Origin of the sequence: Saltatorellus ferox (assembly GCA_007751475.1) — a bacterium.
GTDB lineage: Bacteria > Planctomycetota > UBA1135 > UBA1135.
Genome location: CP036434.1, coordinates 699,442 through 719,949, shown reverse-complemented (window position 1 = coordinate 719,949; position 20,508 = coordinate 699,442). Strand labels below are relative to the sequence as shown.

Below are 20,508 nucleotides of genomic sequence, written 5' to 3'. Positions count from 1 at the left end.
CGAGCCCTGAGGCTCTTCGATCCAACCCCTTGGAGATCACCACATGCAATCACCGTTCCTCATCGTCCCGCTCCTCTCGATGGCTGGCTCCCCCGAGCCAGCCGTCCCGGTCCCCACGGTCCTTCAGGGGCCGGTCGGAGGCCAGGGTGGCCGTCCGTTCGCACCACTTGTCGAAGGTCGCTCCCTCGACGGCTCCGGTAACCACCCAGACGACCCACTGCGCGGCTCGACGTTCATCCCGCTCCGTCGATTGACCTCGACCGGCTACGCGGATGGAGCCGATGCACCTGCGGGCGCGAGGCGCCCGAGCGCGCGCTTCATCAGCAACGGCGTGCTCGCCCAGACCGAGAGCGTCCCCGCTCCGAGCGGCATCAGCGATCTCTTCTGGCAATGGGGCCAGTTCCTCGACCACGACCTCACCGAGACCCCGATCGAGGACCCCGCGGAATCGTTCCCCATCGCCGTCCCCCTGGGCGACCTCTGGTTCGACCCGGCGAGCATCGGCGGGATGGAGATCCCCCTGAGTCGATCGTTCCCGCTGTACGTCGACGGTGTGCGCCAGCAGATCAACGCGATCACCGCGTGGATCGACGGCAGCCAGGTCTATGGCTCCGATGCCGAGCGCGCAGAGGCGCTCCGTACGAACGACGGCACCGGGAGGCTGAAGGTCTCCAGCGGTGACCTCTTGCCGTTCAACGTCGACGGTTTCCACAACGCGCCCTCGGACCTTGCTCCGAACTTCTTCCTCGCCGGAGACATTCGGGCGAACGAACAGGTGGGACTGACCGCCATGCACACGCTCTTCGTGCGTGAGCACAACCACTGGGCGGACAGGATCGCCGAAGAGGACCGGCAGTGGCGGATGAGCCAGATGCAGGGCGGGGGCCAGAGCGGGGGCCTGAACGAAGGGCACGGCGGGAACGGCGGCGGCGGCAACGGCCGAGCCCTGACCCGGGACGGGTTCCGCGCTGGCTCTGCGCCCGCGCTGACCGGCGACCAGATCTACGAGCTCGCCCGAGCCATCGTTTCAGCTGAGCTCCAGATCATCACCTACCGCGAATGGCTTCCCCTCCTGCTGGGGGCGAGCGCTCCGGGTCTGGATTCGGTCTACCGACCGGAGCTCGACGGCACCATCTCGAACGAGTTCGCCACCGCGGCGTTCCGTATCGGCCACACCATGCTCTCTTCGAACCTGGAGCGACTCGACCGGCGCGGAAGGACGATTCCAGAGGGTCACCTCTCCCTGGCGGACGCGTTCTTCGCGCCCCAGGAGATCGTCGCCACCGGCATCGATCCGGTCCTGCGCGGCCTCAGCGCCTCGCCCGCCGAAGCGCTCGACATGATGCTGATCGACGAGGTGCGCAACCTGCTGTTCGGTCCGCCGGGATCCGGTGGACTGGACCTGGGAGCGCTGAACCTCCAGCGGGGAAGGGATCATGGTCTGGCGAGCTACTGCCAGGCACGGCGAGACCTCGGGCTCGGCGCGCCTGCGAGCTTCGCGGACATGTCCTCCAGCCCGACGATTCTCGAGCGACTCTCGGGCGTCGCGCGGAACCCCGAAGACCTCGACCTCTGGGTCGGCGCGCTGGCCGAGGATCCACTCGACGGTGCCCTCGTCGGTGAGACCTTCCACACGATCCTGAGTGAACAGTTCCTGGCACTGCGCGACGGAGACCGACTCTGGTACTCGCGCCAGCTTCCGCCGCCGCTCGTGCAGCTCGCCGAGCAGCAGTCGCTATCCCATATCCTGGAGCGGAACTCAGGGCTCCGCGGAAGCTACGTGCGGACGCCCTTCCTCGCAGATGAGTAGGGGCCGTCCGGCCGTTTCCGGTTCATGGACGAAGGCGCGCTCGGGTCACGGCCTCTCCAGCGTGATGAGACCGAGATCTCGACGCTCGCCTTCGCCCATGACGGGATTCAGTTCCAGCCGACGCTCCTTCCTTCCTTTCGAGCGTAGAACTGCCGTGAGCGACACTCCATCGAGCACGGCGAGATCGAAGCCCTCGGACTCACTGAACGCAGCGGTCGCCAGGCGAGTGCCAGCCCTGTCGACGATCTCCACGGTCCCCTCGATCGGTTGGCCAGCCTCGTCGCATGGGCGTCCCATCAGAACGCCGCGCGGCACGTCGGTATCTGGGACGACGATGTGAAGAGGTCCCTCCGCTGGTGAAACGTTCTCCAACACCATGGCTGGAGAGAGGTACCAGGAATCCGGCGCCATGACCTGCACTTCGAACGAGGTCCCGTAGTCGGTGTCGAACGAAAAGGCCCCGCTTGGGTCGACCTGACCCACGCGCCAGCTGTCGAGAGGTACACCCTCCCGGAGGGAGCGGGCTTTCACGCTCCAGCTGCTCAGTGGTTCGCCGCCCTCGGACCGCAAGGTGCCGGCGAATCGCGCCGGAACCTCCAGGATCCGATCCCAGCGAACGGTTTGCCCGTCAAGGAACTCCACGGTCTCGATGAAGTAGGTCGCACCGCTGGGATCTTGCACGGAGATCTCGACCTTGCCGGGACCGAGGCCGCGCAGTTCGAATTCGCCGGATTCATCCGAACGGGCCACCATCCAGGCCATGGGTGAGAACGGCTGACTCAGGACTTCGAGCTTGATCCCGACCGCTGGTTCACCGTCCGGCATGCGGAAGCGGCCCGTCAGTGCGCCGCCCTGGCTCAACCGGAAGACGATCTCGTGATGTCCGCGGTCCGCCACGTTCGCATCCTGAACGACGAGCGAGGAATCCACGGCGCGCGCGCTCAACTGTACGGGCCCCACGGCGACGTCGGCGAACTCGAAGAGCCCGTCGGAGCCGGTGACCCGGTGCATGGAACCGGGGACCCAGCGGCCCGGCTCGGCCGTCTCCTGATAGGCCTCGGTCCAGAAGGCAGGGGTCAGCGCCACCATGGCGCCCTCGATCGGGGCTCCAACGAAGTCACTGACGATCCCGAAGACCCGTCCTCTCCTGGCAACCAGAACGAGTTCGACCTCGGTACCCCCCAGAGCTGAGGTCATACGCAGGTTCGTGGTCGAACTGGGTGCGAAGCCAGGCTTCGACGCCGAGACGTTGCGCTCCGCCTCGACGTACTTGATCTCGAAGCGGCCATCCTGATCGGAGTACCCCGCCACGGTGCCCTGCCACTCCGGCGCTCCCGTGCTTTCGTGCAAGAGAATCGCAGCCCCCGAAACGGGCTGCCCTGACTCATCGACAACGCGTCCTCGAACACGCTCTGCTTCGTCCACGAGGAATTCGAGCTCCACGGATTCACCGGCCGCGAGGCGAATCATGGCGTGTGGACGACTGTAGCCATCCGTTCCTACTCGGCCAGCTTCGACCGCAAACTCTCCCGCGGGCACCTCTTCGAGCCGTGCGATCCCGTCCCGATCCGTCTCGCAGGTCTGGCGCTTGGACCAAAGGACGCCTTGATCGAAACGAATGGTGTTTACCTCGACGCCTACAGCAGGCAGCCCCGTCCCGGCTTCGTGCACGCGCACTCGAATCGTTCCAACGTTCTCCGCGTCGGCGTCACTCAGCTCGGGCGGCGTGGCGGTTGCGAGCGGTTCGGAAGCTGGCGCGAGCTCAACGCGATCGCCTGGCGACCGCGCGCGTCCCATCGCGGAGAGGTCCTGCTCCAGGACGGCGACATCAACCAGATTCACGGCAGCCGCAGGGGCGGAGGCGGTTGGCCTGCCCGATGGACCGAGGTCCACGCCGCGACGCAGGGTCAACACCGCGGTCAGCGCGACAAGAGTTACAGCCACCGCCACGATCGATTTCTTCATGATAAGTCCGCCGAGGGAAGCGAGCACACCCGCCGCGCGACCCTCGAAGTAAGAGAGTTCATCGCCCTCGAGACGATCCGCGATGCGACGATGGATGCGCGTCAGGCGCGCCGACACGACGTTCGGTGTGAGGCCGAGGGTGCTAGCGATCGCGGCTGGCGTCAGGCCCGCCGCGTGACGCAGAGCGATCAGTTCACGGTCCTGCTGCTTGAGGTCCGCCACGATCGAAGCGAGCCTCTGCTCGAGCTCCTTCCGCTGAATCAGCTTCGTTGGGTCGAGGTCCAGGGCTTCTTCCCGGGCCACGGCACGCTCGCGGAACTCCCTCCGCGCCTCGGAACGTCGGCGCATACCCACCTTTCTCCGAAGGACCGTACCGAGCCAGCCGCGAAGCACCCCTCGATCGCCCGAGGGAAGAGTGCTCCCCGCCGCTAGCAGCGTCTCCTGAACCGCATCATCGGCCGCCTGGTCATCGCAGCCGAGGTACAGGGCAAGCCCGCGAAGCCACCCCGCCTCGCCCCAAAGGGCCGCGAGGTCAGCGGCGTGAAGGTCGCGCGCATTCTTGAATCCCGAGTCGCTCATCTACCCGATACTTGCCGCCACCCCGGATCTCTGACGCGCAAGTCGGGATTTATTCGCGAGCGATCCGAGGACCGCCGACGGGCTCCGCCACCACGGACTACACGAAGGACAGCGAGACCGCGTCCGTGAAGTTCGAGGTTGCCTGGCCCGCCACGGAGTCCCGGAACCACGATTGGAAGTTCCAGGTCTGTCCGGCCATCGCGGAGACGAGTCCGGTCGGCGTCGGCATCTGGTTCAGGTCGAGGGTGAGCGCGAACTGTCCGCCCGCGCCGGAATCCAGGATCTGTCCCGGGCCGACGTAGCGGCCGATCGCTCCGCCGAGGCAAAGGTTGCCCTGGCTTCCCGACGGCTGCGCCACGAAGCCCTGGTTCTGACTCGCGAGGAAGAAACCGAAGGCACTCGTCGGCATGTTGTTCGCGGTGAGCATCAGGTCGTTCTGTGCGACGGTGCGGCTGCCGAAGGCGGCGACCGCGGCCTTGCGCCCCGTGCTGTTGAGCTCGGCGGTGCAGTAGCTGACGCCCTCGCGCCAGCCGTCACCCGTGGAGAGCGAGACGGCTCGACTCTCGCCGAGATGGAAATACATGTGCGCGCCGCGGACCCACCAGAAGGTTCCGTTGACCCCGGCCGAGGTGGCCGCCCAGCCCCACGTGGCCCAGGCGATCGGCGTGCGACCGACGATCGAAACGAAGTAGCGGGTGTGGGCGTCGAAGGTCAAGGGCGTCACGAGATCCACCTCGAAGCGCCAGAGTCCGCCTCCCGCGGGCGCGGCGCTGAAGTTCGTGTAGATCTCCTCGCTGATGGCATGGGCTCCGGGCCGGAAGAGATCGGGCTGAACCGCGAAGGTGTTCGGGTCCTGGTGGTGGAACGAGATTTCGAAGCCGAGCGAGGGCGCGAACTCCCCATACCAGCGCAACTTCGTGATCGTCGCGTCGACGGCGAACTCGAAGTCCTCCCAGCAGATCGCGTCGGAGTCGAGGTCGTTCTGGCCCGACGGATCGATCCACAGCTGGGAGTCGCGCAAGAGGCCGCTGGGGTTCAAGGGCTGCTCGTACGAGTAGGCCTGGGAGAATGCAACGGGCGCGCCGAGCGCAACGGCGACGAGGGTGGGGATCAGCTTGTTCATGGCGAAGTCGAGACTCCGCTCGTCTCCGACCCTCGTCAAGTGACATCCGACGCACCGGAATGACTCCGCTGCAATGCGTCTCAGGCAGCTCTTCTACGCCGTTCGCACGGCCCGTTGCCCCGATTCTGGATATCCTCCACGATCCGCTCTCCGTCCCTCTCCCCCTCCCACCCGGAAGATCTTCCCATGACCCATCGGACCCATCCCATGCAGAGGGCGCTCCTCGGCCTCTTGGTGCTGATCGGCAGCGAGGTGTTGGCTTTCGGCTCCGACCGCCCGAACATCATCCTCGTGGTCACCGACGACCAGGGATACGGGCCCGTCGGGCGGCACGGGCATCCCTGGATCGAGACTCCACATCTCGATGCGCTGCATGATCGGAGCGTTCGCTTCGAACGCTTTCTCGTCAGTCCCACGTGCGCACCCACTCGCTCCGCGCTGATGACCGGGCGGCATCCGATGCGCAACGGCGTGACGCACACGATCCTCGAACGCGAGCGGATGACGCTGGAGGCGACGACGCTGCCCGAGTTACTGAAGGGGGCCGGGTACACGTCGGCGATCTTCGGCAAGTGGCATCTCGGCGACGAGGATCCCTACCAGCCGCAGAATCGCGGGTTCGACGAGGTTTTCATCCACGGCGCCGGAGGGATCGGTCAGGCGTACCGGTGCAGCTGCGCCGACGCGCCTGGCAACCTCTACTTCGACCCCGTGATTCGGTACAACGGCGCGTTCGTTCAGACCCGCGGGTTCTGCACCGACGTGTTCTTCTCAGCGGCGCTCGACTGGATCGAGGAGGCCAAGGAGAGCGAGACGCCCTTCTTCGCTTATATCGCCACCAACGCGCCGCACGGCCCCTTCATCGCGCCTCCGGAGAGCCGCGCGCGCTTCGAGGCCATGGGCTTTTCGAAGGAGACCGCTGGCTTCTACGGGATGATCGAGAACATCGATCAGAACATGGGCCGGCTCGCCGACCGGCTCGCGGCGTGGGACCTGACCGGCGACACCGTCGTGATCTTCATGTCCGACAACGGCATGACCGGCGCTGGCGCGGGCTCGGGTATACTGGGGCGGACCGCCGAAGGCGCGGAGCTAGCCATGGACAACGCCGGAATGCGTGGACTGAAGGGTTCCGCGGACGAAGGCGGCGTGCGCGTGCCGCTCTTCGTTTCCTGGGAAGGGCACTTCGAGCCGGGAAGACAGGTCGACGAGGTCTGCGCGCACATCGACCTGCTGCCGACCCTCGCCCAGATCGCTGGAGTGGACGCAATGGAGGACTCCTACCCGGCCGCGCAGGTCGAGGGTCGTAGCCTGCTGCCGCTCCTTTCAGCCGATCAGACGGTGACCTGGCCGGACCGCTACCTGTTCACCCACCAGGGCCGCTGGCCGACCGGCACGGATCCCAACGAGCACAAGTTCAAGGGCTACGCGGTTCGCTCCGCGCGCTTCCGCTTCGTGAATGGCGACGCGCTGTACGACATGCTGGCCGATCCCGGACAGAAGGAGAACGTCCTCGACCAGCATCCTGAGGTGGTCGCCGACATGCGCGCTGCCTACGACGCGTGGTGGGCGAAGACGGTGCCCATGATGGTGAACGAGAGCGCGCCGCTCTCGAAGACGCGGCCGTTTCACCTCGCCCATGAAGCCCAGCTGGCGCAGGGCGGGATCCCCGAGTGGCGCGCTTCGATGCCGGACCGCTCGGAGGACGCCGTGCAGCTCGTGGGCAGGACCCAGCACGTGATGGTCCCCGAAGTCGAGGGAGAGAGCGGCTGGCGATTCGAGGACGGCGTGCTCACGGCGTCGCCCGGCTGGGACAGCGTCATCACCCCCGAAAGCTATCAGGACTTCCGCATGCACGTGGAATTCAACGTGAATGACGCGCCCGGGAAGGATCACGAGGCCAACGGCAACTCAGGCGTGTACATCCAGCAGCGCTACGAGCTGCAGATCCTGAATTCCTTCGGGATCTCCGAGGCGGACTACCAGGCCTCCGACTGCGGCAGCCTCTATCGGCTCAAGAAGCCCGATCGCCTGGCCTGCAGGCCGGCCGGTGAATGGCAGTCCTTCGACATCCTCTTCCGCGCCGCACGCTTCGCCCCCGCCAGCGTAGGAGGCGAGACGAAGACAGAAGACGCACGCATACGGTGCTCCACAACGGCGCGCTGATCCATACGACGTCGCCATCGAGCGCAAGACCGGCGCGGGTCAGCCCGAGGGTCCCGAGCCGCGCCCGGTCAAGCTGCAAGGCCACCACAACGAGGTACGTTTTCGCAACGTCTGGATCGAGCGCCTCGACCTCGACTGAAAGCTCATCCTTTGCGCGACTTCAGGAAGGCTTCCATGAAGCCGTCCAGGTCGCCGTCCAGGATGCGCTGCACGTTGCTCTCCTCGACGTTGGTCCGGTGATCCTTCACCATCTGGTAGGGGTTGAGCACGTAGGAGCGAATCTGGCTGCCCCACGCGATCTCGCCCTTCTCGCCGTAGAGCTTCGCCATCTCGGCGTCGCGCTTGGATTCCTCCAGCGCGAGTAGCTTGGCTTTTAGCAGGCTCCACGCGGTCGCGCGGTTCTTGTGCTGGCTCCGCTCGTTCTGGCAGCGTACGACGATGCCCGTGGGGAGGTGCGTCAGGCGGACCGCGGACTCCGTCTTGTTGACGTGCTGGCCGCCCGCGCCGCCCGCGCGCATCGTGTCGATCTTGACGTCCGACTCGTCGATGTCGATGTCGATCGTGTCGTCGATCGCAGGCGTCACGTCCACCGAGGCGAACGCCGTCTGGCGGCGGGCCTGCGCGTCGAAGGGACTGATGCGGACGAGGCGATGGACCCCGGTCTCCGCCTTGAGGTAGCCGAACGCGTAGGGGCCTTCGATCTGCAGCGTGACGCCGCGGATGCCACCCTGGTCCTCGGGGCTGAGTTCGACCTCGGTGATGTCGAAGTCCTTGGACTCGGCCCAGCGGATGTACATGCGCATGAGCATCGAAGCCCAGTCACAGGCATCGATTCCGCCCGCGCCCGCGCTGATCTGAATGTACGCACCGAGGTTGTCGCTGGGCCCGCCGAGCATGACCCGGAACTCCAGTTGCTCGAGGGTCTCGTCAAGCTTCGCGAAGGTGCCCTCGATCTCGCCGCTGACCTCGGCGAGGTCGCCGCCCTCTTCGCCCATCTCGACCAGAAGGTCGATCTCTTCGAGGCCCGACTCGATGGTCCGAACGGGCTCTACGGAGAGGCGCAGGGTCTTCAGCTCCTTGACGAGCGCCTGACTTTGCTCCTGGTCGTTCCAGAAGTCAGGGCTCTCCTGGAGCTTCTCTATCTCTTCGAATCGTGAAAGCTTGGTGGGGTAGTCAAAGACTCTCCGTCAGCAGGCTGAGCCTGCCGCGGAGCTCCTTGGTGCGGTCACGAAAGTCTGCGGATGTTGCGGCCATGGGGCGAGGAGGATAGGCCGGGCGCTCACTCGCTACCAGCACAGCCCATGAGAAGTTGCCCGATGAGCGGTGACGGGTAGCACGCGGGACCCGACGAGGAGCCTCGGCCTGAGCTGGAAATACCGGAGGCTCCAGCGCTGCGCGCCGGAGCCTCCGTCGGGTAGCTGAACCACCGTGTCGGGCGGGGAATCGTGGTGAGAAGCCGCCCTGGCACCCTGCTACAGGGGAGACGATCGGAGTTCGATCCCGCCGAATCGGAGCCGGGCTGCCGACTTCCGGAACCTGCCCCACAACGGGCCTCCCCGTGTCTCAGCACGAGCGGGAATCCGGCGCCATCTGGCGTATGCTCATCGGCATGCAAATCGACAAGCCAGTCACGATCGGGCGCTTCATCAAGCGCTACAAGCGCTTCCTGACGGACGTGGAGGCCGACAATGGCGACATTTTGACCGCACACTGCCCCAATACGGGCTCGATGAAGGGCTGCCTGTCCGAGGGCGCTCGCGTCGCACTCCGGGACAGTCAGGACCCCAAGCGGAAGCTCCAGCTGACGTTTCAGACCGTCGAGGTCGACGGAACCTGGGTCAACGTGGATACGGGACTTCCTAACGCTCTCGCCTACGAGGCCGTGGAGGCCGGACTGATCCCCGCGCTCACGGGCTACAGCACCCTTCGCCGCGAGGTGAAGTACGGAACCGGCAGCCGGATCGACCTGCTCCTGGAGGATCCAGAGAAGGGGCGCGCCTGGGTCGAAGTGAAGAACACCACGCTCCGGGAAGGCGACGCGGCGCTGTTCCCGGACGCGGTGACGACGCGCGGCAAGAAGCACCTGGAGGAGCTGGAGAGGGTGGTCCAGGCGGGCGATCGCGGCGTGATGCTGTTCTGCGTCTCACGCTCGGACGTGAAGACGTTCTCGCCCGCCGACGAGATCGACCCCGACTACTGCGAGACCCTCCGCCGCGTGGCGAAGGCCGGCGTCGAGGTTCTCGCCTACGCGACGATCGTGACCCCCACCTCCTTCGAGCTGGGGCACCCGCTGGAGGTCGTCCTCTGAGCCGCAGGAAGGCGCCTTCATCCGAGTGCCCATGGACGGGATAGAATGCGAGGGATCGGGGCGGGTTCACCCCTTCACCGATTCCCCCCCCATCCCTTGCCAGCGCGTTCCTCCCATGCGTCCACGTTCCACTCCGGCCTTGCGTCCACGCTCCACCCCGGGCCACCGGCTCCTTCACTCCGTCTTCGCTGCGGCCTGCCTGACCCTCATCGCCTCCTGCGGCGGCGGCGGCGGGAACGGCGACGAGATCACGCCGCCCGCAGGCAACGTCGGCCGCCTTTCCGGAACGGTCAGCGTGCTCATCACGAGCGAACCTGACCCGAATCTCGAGTCCGAGCCCAACGACACGGTCAGCCAGGCGAACGACCTGGGCTCCATCGCGGCCGGTGACGTGCTGCGAGCGACGGGCAGCATCACGCAGCCGAGCGACGTCGACGTCTTCCAGATCACGGCGCCTTCGCGAATCGAGGTCGAACTCAGCTTCGTCGGCACGTCCACCTCGGCCGACCTCGACGTCCTCCTCGTCGACCCTGTCGCGCTCAACGCCGTCGAGCGCTACGAGTCCTCTGCCAACGCGGAGTCAGGCACCTTCGTCGTCAAGGGCACGGCTTTCGTCGTCGTCCAGGCCTTCAACGGGACGTCCGACTACACGCTGGAGCTCACGGGACGCTCCCTCGGTGCCACGATCACCGAGCGCGAACCGAACGATATCGTGCCACAGGGACGCTACCTCGGGACGTTCACCAGCGGCGACAACGTCGTGGTCAGCGGCAGCATGATGACCGGCAACTCGGACATCTTCCTGCTGGCGATGCCGACGGCTTCGCTGACGCTCTTCACGTGCGACTTCAGCGTCGGCAACGACCTCGACCTCTACTTCTACGACGCGACGGCCTCGCTCAATCCGAGCGCGCCCTTCCAGGAATCGATCAGTGAGTTCATCCCCGAGGTCACTTCCGTCAACACGCCGGCCATGACGCTTCTGGCCGTCGAAGTCCGGCCGTTTCAGTCGGCCAACACGAGCTGGACGCTCGACATCAACGTGGGTACGCCGCGCCTCGCCGGCCTGCCGATCGACGCGGCCACGCCGCAGCTCGTGACTCTCTCCACCGAACCTCGCGCCTCCCTGCAGGACCTCCGCAGCGGTCCGAAGGGCTCGCAGGCGAGCGTCCTTCCGACCGAATTGCCGTTCCCTTCCTTCACCGGCGACCTCATCGTCAAGGCGCACGCCCAGGAGGCCACGGCCACGGGCCGCGCGGTCAGCGCCCGCGAGCGGCTAGAAGCCACCGTTGCGCCGATGGGCGGCCGCATCGTGGGCCAGGTGCCGGACGGCCCCGCCAAGGTCCACTTCGACTTGCCCGGAGGCCTCGACGAGCACGAGGCCGAGCGCTACAGCTTTGCGCTGTGCGCGAGCCTCCGCGGCCGGGACGGGATCGCCTACGCGGAACCTGATTACCGCGTGCTTCCGATGGCGCTCCAGCAGACGCCGAACGACACGTACTACGGCCTCCAATGGCACTACGAGCAGATTCAGCTCCCGGCCGCCTGGGGCGTCACCACCGGCAGTAACAGCGTGCGAGTGGCCGTGCTCGATACGGGCTCGACCCCGGCCCAGGACCTCGACGATCGCGAGGAGCCCGGCTTCGACATGATCTCGAATCCGAGCGTCGCCGGGGACGGCAACGGCTACGACAGCAACCCGCGCGATGTCGGCGACGGCAACGGGCTCCAGCCCTCCAGCTTCCACGGCAGCCACGTGGCCGGGACCATCGGAGCCGAGACGAACAACGGCTACGGCGTCGCAGGCGTGACCTGGCAGACCCAGATCGTGCACGTCCGCGTTCTGGGGATCGGCGGCGGTTCGACCTTCGACATCATCAACGCGATGCTCTATGCGGCGGGGTTGCCCAACGACTCAGGCCAGACCACGCAGCTCTGCCAGGTCCAAAACCTGAGTCTCGGAGGCGGCGGCTTCAGCCAGGCGGCCCAGGATGCCGTCAATGCGGCCACCGCAGCGGGCTCGCTGATCGTGGCCGCCGCGGGCAACGAGAACAGCTCGACGCCGTCCTATCCCGCGGCCTATCAGAACGTTCTTTCGGTGGCGGCCGTGGACTACAACCGCGAACGAGCGCCTTACTCCAATTTCCACGCAACGGTCGACATCGCCGCTCCCGGCGGTGACGTTTCGGCGGATCTCAACGGAGACCAGTACCCGGACGGCGTGCTTTCGACGAAGCCCGACGACAGCTCGACCCCGACGAACTTCGAGAGCTACTCGTTCTACCAGGGCACCTCGATGGCGGCACCGCACGTCGCTGGCGTCGCCGCGCTCGTGCTCTCCCAGAACCCCGGTCTGACTCCAGCACAGGTCTCCGCGATTCTCCAGGGAACCGCGACCGACCTGGGCGCGCCAGGCCGCGACACGAGCTATGGCGACGGCCTCGTCAACGCCTTCGCCGCGGTGAGCGCGGCAGCCGGCGGAGGCGGCGGTCCGACCCTTTCCCTCTCCGCGAACTCCCTCCTCTTCGAGACGCCCACCGCCGCCGCGGACGTGATCATCACCAACGTCGGCTCGGGCCTGCTGCAGCTCCAGAGCGTGAGCGCCACCACCAACTCCGGCGGAGCCTGGCTCAGCGCAGCGTTCGTCGGAAGCGGACAAGCGGGCAGCACGGACGCCTCGTCGCTCCGGGTCAACGTGGACGGCACCGGCCTTGCGGACGGCCTCTACGAGGGCCAGGTCCGGGTCGAGTCGAACGGCGGCATCGCGAACCTCGGCGTCGCCCTGAGCCTCGGCGGCCCGGGCGGCAGCGGGCCTGTCTACGACGTTTTCGTGCTCGCTGTCGACATCGACGTCAGCCCGCCCGAAACCCGCAGTCAGTTCGTGCTCAACACCGGCGGGTCGCTCGACTACCTGCTGAGCCAGCTTCCTGCCGGCGGCTACGTCATCGTCGCTGGCACGGACGAAGACGACGACGGCTACATCTGCGACGAAGGCGAGCCGCTCTGCGGCCTCTACCCTGCCCTCGGACTCGCGACGAGGATCGAGCTCTCCTCGATGGGCTCGATCTCAGGCCTCAACTTTCCGCTGGAAAGCCCGAACTTCGGCTCGATGGCCGGGGCTCCGCTGGAAGGCTTCAGGCGACTGCCGACTTCCGGGCAGAACTGACCGCGGAGGGGCATGCGGGTAAAGTATCCGCATGCTCCCGCTCCTCATCGCCTGCACGTTCACCCTCGGCTCGTTCCACGCGGTGCCGATCGCTTTCGCTGAAGATCCGGTCGGGTCGAAGGCCGCGGCGAAGCCGTCCTCTCCGAACGTGTTGATCGTGCTCGTCGACGATCTCGGCTGGGCCGATCTAGGTCGCGGCATCCCAGGGATGCCCGGCGTGGCGGAGCATCGGACCCCGAAGATTGCGCGCTTCGCCACGCAGTCGCTGTCGTGCATCCGTGCCTACTCGGCCGCGCCGAACTGCGCGCCGAGCCGCGCGAGCCTTCAGACCGGTCGCGCCACGCCCCGCCACGGGGTCCTGACGGTCGGCTCACCCGAGCGCGGCAGGGCCGAGGACCGCGCACTGACGCCGCCTGCGAGCCGCACCGAGCTGCTTCCGGAGGAAATCACGCTCGCCGAGCAGCTCAAGACAGCCGGCTATTCCAGCGCGCACCTCGGCAAGTGGCACCTCGGCAGCGACCCACGGACCCAGGGCTACGACGTCAACGTCGGCGGCAACCAGAGCGGCCATCCGAAGTCCTACTTCTCGCCGTACAAGAACGCGAGCCTCGCGGACGGACCGGAGGGCGAATACCTGACGACGCGGCTGACCGACGAGGCGATCGGGCTGCTCGATCGACTGGAGCCGCCGTTCCTGATGCACCTCGCCTACTACACGGTGCACGCCCCGCTACAGGCGCCCAAGGAGCGCATCGACGATCGAAAAGCGGCGGGCGCCCCCCACCCGACGTACGCGGCCATGGTCGAGGCCCTCGACGCGGAATTCGGTCGCCTCCTCGAGGCCCTCGACCAGCGAGGCCTCGAAGGCAACACCGTCGTCATCTTCACCTCCGACAACGGCGGCTACGGCCCCGTCACGAACAAGGAGCACCTGCGCGGCTACAAGGGGACGCTCGACGAAGGCGGCGTTCGCGTCCCGCTCCTCGTGCGCTGGCCTGGCCACATCCGGCCAGGCGTCAGCGCCGAACCCATGCATCACGTCGACCTGATGCCGACGCTCGCTGAACTCGGCGGCGCCAGCGCACCGGCGGTCGCACTCGATGGCGTCAGCCTTGCGTCCCACTGGACCAATAAGGCGACGCTGGAGAAGCGAGTCATGGCCTGGCACTTCCCTTGCTACCTGGAAGGCAAGAGCGACCGCTTCACGAACTGGCGAACGATCCCCGGCGGGTCGCTGATCGAACACGGGCGCTGGAAGCTCGTCCACTACTTCGGCCAGCGCGAGGACGGTACGGAGCGACTCGAACTCTACGACATCGCCAACGACCCCGAAGAAGACTTCGACCTCTCCAATAAGTACCCGGACAAGGTCAGCTCACTGAAGCACGAATTGATTACATGGCGAACAACAGTGGGCGCCACAGCACCGATGCCGAAGGAGAGCGAATAGCCAAAGGAATCTTCCCTGTCACTGGACTCTGAGGTTCCCGAAGACGCTCGATAGCGCTCCAAAAGTAGGATGGCTCAAAGGCAGGACGCAGACACCAGGTACTTCCTCCTCACGAAACGCTCGGAAAGAACGCTAGCCTGCCGAGGAGTAAGCAACCGAACGATGGCGCGCCAGAACTGAGTGCTCGCCGGTACGTTGGGCCGCCCTCCCACTGGCCTGTCGTCCCCTTCCTCGTCTTGGCCTCGAGTCTGTCGTCCCCATGCAGATCCTCTTCGACACGAGCGATTTCCCGCCGCGCTGGCATTGCGGCAGCTGGACCGCGCTCCACGGCTGGGTCCATATCATCGCGGACATCGCCACCGGCGTGGCCTACTTCGCCATCCCCTCGCTCTTCCTTCTCTTCCTGCGGAAGCGCAAAGACGTGGTGTTTCCCGCGCTCTTCTGGCTGTTCGCTGCGTTCATCCTTTCGTGCGGCACGGTCCACTTCATCGAAGCGAGCATCTTCTGGACGCCGTGGTACCGACTCTCTGCCTTCTTCAAGGTCCTGACGGCCACCGTCTCCATCGCGACGGCCATCGTCATGGTCCGGGTCATGCCGCAGGCCATGAAGATCCCGGGTCTGTCGGCCATGAACGAGGCCCTGCAGCGCGAGATCGAACAGCGCGAGAGGACGGAGGAAGAACTGCACAAGAAGAACCTCCAGCTCGATCACTTCGCCAGCATGGCCTCACACGACCTGAAGTCGCCCCTTCGAGCCATCAAGAACCTGGCCGAGTGGGTTCGAGAGGACTGCAAGGGTCACCTCCCCGAAGCCTCGGACGAGCACCTCCGGCTCATGCACGACCGGGTCGAGGGCATGGAAGGGCTCCTGGATGGACTGCTGGACTTCGCCCGCGCCGGCTCCGACGTGGAAACGGAATGGCTGGACCTCGACGTCGAAGCGGACGAGGCGGTCTCCCTGCTCGACGTCCCCGACGGATGCGAGATCGTGTTCGGTTCTCTCCCCAGGGTTCGCGCCCCCCGCGCGGCGTTGAGGCTGATCCTGCGGAACCTGATCAGCAACGCGCTGAAGCATGGAGGACGTCCGGATCTGAAGATCGAGGTGCGAGCCCGCACCCAGGATGGTGTCTGCTTGCTCGAAGTGGCCGACGACGGAGTGGGCGTTCCCGCGGAAGCGTCGGAGTCGATCTTCGAACTCTTCACCACCTCACGCGGTTCCTCGGACGCGCATTCCCATGGTCTGGGGCTCGCAGCCGTTCGCCGGACGTTGGCCACCATGGGCGGAACCGTGACGCTTTCGGCAGACACGAAGGAAGGCGCCACCTTCCTCGTGAGCTTCCCGATGATCGACGACTCGGCCCTCGTCTCCGCCTGACGGCCTACCCTCGATTCCGCCCGAAAAGACGACGAGGCGACACCAGGTGTCGCCTCGTCCTACGCCTCAAACCGTCACGTGGTACCCATCATCGTCGATGGGGTACTGCGGCCCGCCCGGGCCACCGATCGTCTTGGCCCAGGGGTCCGGCTTGCTATCGGTCGGAAGGATCAGCGCCTGGCTGACGCGGCCCGCCGAGTGGTAGTACGCGCCGCGCGTCACCTGCCGCCAGATCACGCCGAGCTGGGCGATGCCGAAGAACGCCAGCACGTGCCAGCCGTTCGCGTCCGCGTAGAAGCGCGACTCGACCGTGCCGTTCCACCAGCCGAGGAGACCGATCACGACGAGCAGTTCCACGAGCAGCAGCAGCATCAGCGGACGAAGCGTCTGGATCGGATGGCGCAGCATCGTGAACCAGGTCGCGATCCCGGCGCCGATGACCGAGCGACTGTCACGGAGCACGAGGCGCGTCCGCGTGTAGATCGCCCACGCCAGGACTTTCGCGAATCCGACGGCGGCCAGACCGTCGCGGGTCCACATCAGGTAGGTGTACTTCTGCTCGGACGGTAGCGTCTCCAGGCGATTCCAGTCGTACTTCGGGATGTCCATGAGCCAGCCGTACACGAGCCGCTTCCAGGGCTCTCCGTAGAGCACCCAGCGCACCAGCGCGAGGAGCAGCACCGTCATGATGGCGACGCGCACGAAGCGCCCGAAGAACCGGCCGCCCCCGAAGGCGAAGCGTCGAAGCGTCTGTCGGTCCGGCTGCTCGAACGTGATCTGGAGCCAGCCGCCGGCCGCGAAGCAACCGAAGAGGATCGCCACGAGCGCGAGCGCCGCGCCTCCGAAGGCCACGCTCGACTGCATCTGGGTGAGCGCCGCGCCGTGGTCCTGGCGGAACACCTCCGAAAAGCTGACCGTGGGGCTCGACAGCGTCGAATGGAGTTCGCGCGCCGCGTCCGCGCTGGCGTAGCGGTTCCCGACGATCTTCTCGATCGTGCCCATCACTTCCATCGCTGGAATGGCGCTGAGCAGCAGCAGGAACAGCCAGCTCGACCCCCACAGCTTATGCCGGTAGATGGCCGCGCGGATGGAGCGCAGGAACAGCAGAGAGTCAGGGCGCTTCAAGTTGTCGTGATCGACGTTGTTTTCGTAGGTAGCCATGGAATCAGCCTCCGATCGACATGAACCACTGAAGCAATCCGGAGGCCCGCGTGAGCGCGCGCTCTCCCCAGCGTGCGGCCGCCAGCTGGTCCGGCTCGGCGAACCACTGGTTGTCGGACATGTTGCGATCCATGAACCACTTGCGATCGGGGTCGATGATGACCGACTCGATCTTGCGCGGGCTGGGGATCAGCGGCAGGCGCCACCAGCGCTTCTCGCCCTGCATCTCGCGCGTCCATTCGAACGTCTCCTGCTCGCCCGAGTCGAACGTCACGCGCACGCTCACGGGCAGGATCAGGCCGCCACCGCGCCGCAGGACGACGTCGTACAGGTAGGGCACCTTCGGGGCGTCCTCGTCGTCGCTGCGCGCCTCGGCCTCGGCCGCATCCTGAGCGGCCTTCGCCGCCGCATCGGCGAGCGACTCCGGCGAGCACTCCGCCGTCCACGAACCGTCCTCGCAGAGGAACCAGCCCTCGGACTTGGGCTCCTGCGTCTGGCTGACTCGCACTTCCCAGTCGAGCGTGTCGGTGCCGCGGAATACCTCGTCGAAGTACCACTGAAGATCGAGCCCCGCGCCTTCCTGGAACGACGTGTAGAAGTCCTCCGGGTAGGGGTGACGGTAGCGCCAGTCCTCCGCAAACTTGCGCATGCCCTTGAGGAAGGCGTCCCGGCCCACGAGGCCCTGGAGCGACCGCAGCGCCACCGCGGTCCGGGAGTAGCTATTGACGACGTAGCTCGTCCTATCGAGGTAGTCCCAGACCTTCGTCTCGATCGGATCCGAGTTGGGATCACGCAGGTAGCCGCTGCGGTCTGCCCAGCGTGGATCCGTGGTCTCCTCGACGAGCGTGAACTGCGGCTGATCCCGCCAGAACGCGATCGGTGAGGCTGGGGCGAGCGGCCTCATGTGCAGCTCGCTCGGCACGAGCCACGCGAACTCGTCCTGGACCTTCACGCCCGCCTTCTGAAGCGCGTAGTGCACCGGATTCGGCACCTTGACGTCCTGGAGCGAAAGCAGCCCGGCGATCCCTGAAGACGACGGCGCCTCCGTCGGCATCGTCCCCCAGAGGGGCATCCGCAGGTACCTCGTCGAGGCGCGCGACGTCCCGTACTCGCGGAACATCGTCTCGCTGTCCGTGAAGGAGTTGAGGCCCTCGTCCAGCCAGGCGGCCTCCGGCTCGTTGTTGCCGACCAGCCCGTACCAGAACTGGTGACCGGCCTCGTGCACGGTCACGCCCTCGGGCGAGCCACCGCCGAGCGGGTTGAACATCGCCGTGCCCGCCGTGAAGATCGTCGGATACTCCATGCCGCGGGCCGCGCTCGCGCCCCATGCAGGATCGACCGCGGTCAGCTCGCTGTAGGGATACGGGCCGTACCAGAGTCCGTAGAAGAAGAGCGTCGCGGCCGTCGCGCGCCAGTGACGCTCGGCCTGATCCTCATGCTCGGGATGAATCATCACGCGCACGAGCACGTCGCGGCCCTTGAGCTCCTCGGCCGTGCGCCCGAGCGCGCGGCTGACCTCGCTGACCTCTTCCGCGTACTTCTGGGCCCATTCGTCCCAGCGGAACGGCTTCTCGTACACGACGTAGTCGGGGTCCGCGGTGAAGGCGAACCCGTGGACGAGCGTATCGCGCCTCGAGCCGCGCGCCGCCACCGGATCCACCGCGCCGCGATCTCCCTCCGCTGGCGCGACGAAGCGCGTCGTCACGCGACCGGCCTCGACGACCGGGTCCCCGACCTGCGCACCTGTTGCGGCGATCTTGCCCTCGTACTCCTGGGGCAGATCGATGGAGACGTCGTAGGTCCCGTAATCCGCGTAGAACTCGGTGTTCATGTGAAACGGGTGCGCGCGCCAGCCCCGGTCTCGCTCGTAGACCGCCAGCTTCGGGAACCAGTGGCTCAGCAGCATGAAGTCACCCTTGGTTCCGGTCCGGCGGCGAACGCGCGGGAGGCGCGACTCCCACTCGATCTCCACCGTGACGTCCTCGCCGGACGGAACCGGCGCGGGCAGGTCGACGCTGATGAGCGTGCGATCCAGCGGCGCGGCCTGGGAAGGCACGCGGAAGCGCAGCGATTCCGTCAGGTCCTGTCCGTCGACGCGGATCGAGCGAATCTTCTGCCAGCCGTATCCCCGGTCGACGTCGAAGTCCCTGAGCTTCCCGCCCGACTCCGTCAGATGGAGGCTGCGGTTGTTCGCGTAGGCGTTGAGGTAGAGGTGGAACCAAAGGTCCGACACCGCCTCGCCCGACCGATTCTTCCAGGTGAGCGTCAGCTCCCCGGTCAGCTGCTTCGCGGGTCCGTCATCGACGTCGGATGGGTCGACGTCGTCGATCCGCGCGTGGATCAAGTAGTCCGCCTCGGAGGAGCGTCCGTCGTCCATCCCCAGCGGATCCGCCATTCCCAGCGGATCTTGCGCGTCCATGGCGTCCATGGCGTCCAGCGCCTCGATGGCAGGGGCGCTGCCGGCCGATTCCGGACCCGACTCCTGGGTCGCGGCGCTGGCGATACACGGCGCACAGAACAGAGCCGCCGGAAACACGAGGGATCGAAGACGAAGTCGCATGGGCGCCAGTGTGTCGGGCTGGCGCTCCCACGGCAATCGCAGTCGGCGATCTCAGGGTCCGAGCGAGCGGACTTTCCGCCTCAAACCGGGATGACGAGCACGACTTCGAACGAATCGAAGTTCGAGAACGACGCGGTGTGACGGCGGATCCCCAGAGGCTCTGCCTCGAAGGCCGAGATCCAGGGCATATCCCCGGGGGCGAGACCCTGGCAACCGAAGAACTTCACTTCCACCGTCCCGTGGATCCGCTTCGAGAGCACGGCGTCGAAAGCACCGGCGATCAGGTTTCCCGCCTCCATGATCGCTTCCTTGTCCCCCTCGTCCGGCGCCGCCTTCTGCCGGTTCTGCGCGACCTCATCGCGGGGCAACATCAGGAGCGAGCCTGACATCGTGAGCGCTTCGGCGAGGGGCATCGTCATGAGGCCCATCCGCACCCGACCCTTGATCGAGAATCCGAGCCGGAACACTATCTGAACATCCTTCCAGGTCGGACGATCGTGCTCGATCACGTCCTCGTCGGCGGCATCCGCAAGATGAAAGTCCGAGAGGAGGGCCAGCGACCCCGCCGCCTCGTCCACCAGGAGGTCCAGGAGCTCGGTCAGATCGACGTCTCCCATGAAGGGACGATCGACGGCTGTCTCTGAATCGGTGGAGGTAGCGGCTTCCATGGGCGAGGGTGGTTCGCGGGGAGGGTGGAACCCCGGGTCCTGAAGGGGAAATCGGCATCCCTTCGGTCAGGAATGAACGGCGCCCGGAAATCTCTCGGGGTTTCGCCCCATCCGGAGACGTCGATCTGGAGTCCCTCACCGCCCCCCTGGACGGGAGTCCGAAGAATCTTTGACGAA

General features: G+C 66.4%; 12 protein-coding genes. 6 read left to right on the top strand and 6 right to left on the bottom strand.

Translation table 11 applies throughout. From position 1 onward, the window contains the following. Nucleotides 1-43 precede the first annotated feature (43 nt). Entirely contained in the window at nucleotides 44-1,810 is a 1,767-nt protein-coding gene (locus tag Poly30_RS02695; RefSeq protein WP_145194482.1) for a peroxidase family protein, read from the top strand. A 45-nt stretch (nucleotides 1,811-1,855) separates the two neighbouring features. Here the strand turns inward: Poly30_RS02695 and Poly30_RS02690 are convergent, their stop codons facing one another. Further along, the gene (locus Poly30_RS02690) at nucleotides 1,856-4,354 is read right to left on the bottom strand and encodes a sigma-70 family RNA polymerase sigma factor (RefSeq protein ID WP_145194481.1); all 2,499 of its coding nucleotides are present in this window, start codon (nucleotides 4,352-4,354) and stop codon (nucleotides 1,856-1,858) included. Between the two features lie 97 nt (nucleotides 4,355-4,451). Beyond that, a complete protein-coding gene (locus Poly30_RS02685; protein WP_145194480.1) occupies nucleotides 4,452-5,477 on the bottom strand; it encodes a hypothetical protein in 1,026 nt (341 codons plus the stop codon). A 186-nt stretch (nucleotides 5,478-5,663) separates the two neighbouring features. Between Poly30_RS02685 and Poly30_RS02680 the strand changes: the two genes are divergently transcribed. After that, complete coding sequence (locus tag Poly30_RS02680; protein ID WP_145194479.1) at nucleotides 5,664-7,643, top strand: sulfatase-like hydrolase/transferase; 1,980 nt, start codon at nucleotides 5,664-5,666, stop codon at nucleotides 7,641-7,643. Nucleotides 7,644-7,786: 143 nt separating this feature from the next. Here the strand turns inward: Poly30_RS02680 and prfB are convergent. Further along, a protein-coding gene (gene prfB, locus Poly30_RS02675) for a peptide chain release factor 2 (protein ID WP_419190881.1) occupies nucleotides 7,787-8,897 on the bottom strand; the annotation gives its coding sequence in 2 pieces (ribosomal slippage) (nucleotides 7,787-8,818 and nucleotides 8,820-8,897; 1,110 coding nt in all). Between the two features lie 355 nt (nucleotides 8,898-9,252). Here prfB and sfsA point away from each other — a divergent pair. The 4 genes from sfsA (at nucleotide 9,253) to Poly30_RS02655 (ending at nucleotide 15,942) form a co-directional block, all read left to right on the top strand. Then, complete coding sequence (sfsA, locus tag Poly30_RS02670; protein WP_145194478.1) at nucleotides 9,253-9,951, top strand: DNA/RNA nuclease SfsA; 699 nt, start codon at nucleotides 9,253-9,255, stop codon at nucleotides 9,949-9,951. A 139-nt stretch (nucleotides 9,952-10,090) separates the two neighbouring features. After that, the gene (locus Poly30_RS02665; RefSeq protein WP_419190880.1) at nucleotides 10,091-13,117 is read left to right on the top strand and encodes a S8 family peptidase; all 3,027 of its coding nucleotides are present in this window, start codon (nucleotides 10,091-10,093) and stop codon (nucleotides 13,115-13,117) included. Between the two features lie 31 nt (nucleotides 13,118-13,148). Further along, nucleotides 13,149-14,567, top strand: coding sequence for a sulfatase (locus tag Poly30_RS02660; RefSeq protein WP_145194476.1), 1,419 nt, complete (start codon nucleotides 13,149-13,151; stop codon nucleotides 14,565-14,567). A 259-nt stretch (nucleotides 14,568-14,826) separates the two neighbouring features. Further along, entirely contained in the window at nucleotides 14,827-15,942 is a 1,116-nt protein-coding gene (locus Poly30_RS02655; protein ID WP_145194475.1) for a sensor histidine kinase, read from the top strand. Nucleotides 15,943-16,008: 66 nt separating this feature from the next. Here the strand turns inward: Poly30_RS02655 and Poly30_RS02650 are convergent, their stop codons facing one another. The 3 genes from Poly30_RS02650 to Poly30_RS02640 all read right to left on the bottom strand — a co-directional run bounded on the left by Poly30_RS02650 (nucleotide 16,009) and on the right by Poly30_RS02640 (nucleotide 20,331). Beyond that, nucleotides 16,009-17,103, bottom strand: coding sequence for a hypothetical protein (locus Poly30_RS02650; protein WP_145194474.1), 1,095 nt, complete (start codon nucleotides 17,101-17,103; stop codon nucleotides 16,009-16,011). A gap of 4 nt (nucleotides 17,104-17,107) precedes the next feature. Continuing rightward, nucleotides 17,108-19,663, bottom strand: coding sequence for a M1 family metallopeptidase (locus Poly30_RS02645; RefSeq protein WP_145194473.1), 2,556 nt, complete (start codon nucleotides 19,661-19,663; stop codon nucleotides 17,108-17,110). Nucleotides 19,664-19,743: 80 nt separating this feature from the next. Beyond that, nucleotides 19,744-20,331 (bottom strand): hypothetical protein, encoded by a 588-nt coding sequence (locus Poly30_RS02640; RefSeq protein WP_145194472.1) that lies wholly within the window; start codon nucleotides 20,329-20,331, stop codon nucleotides 19,744-19,746. Nucleotides 20,332-20,508: the final 177 nt, after the last annotated feature.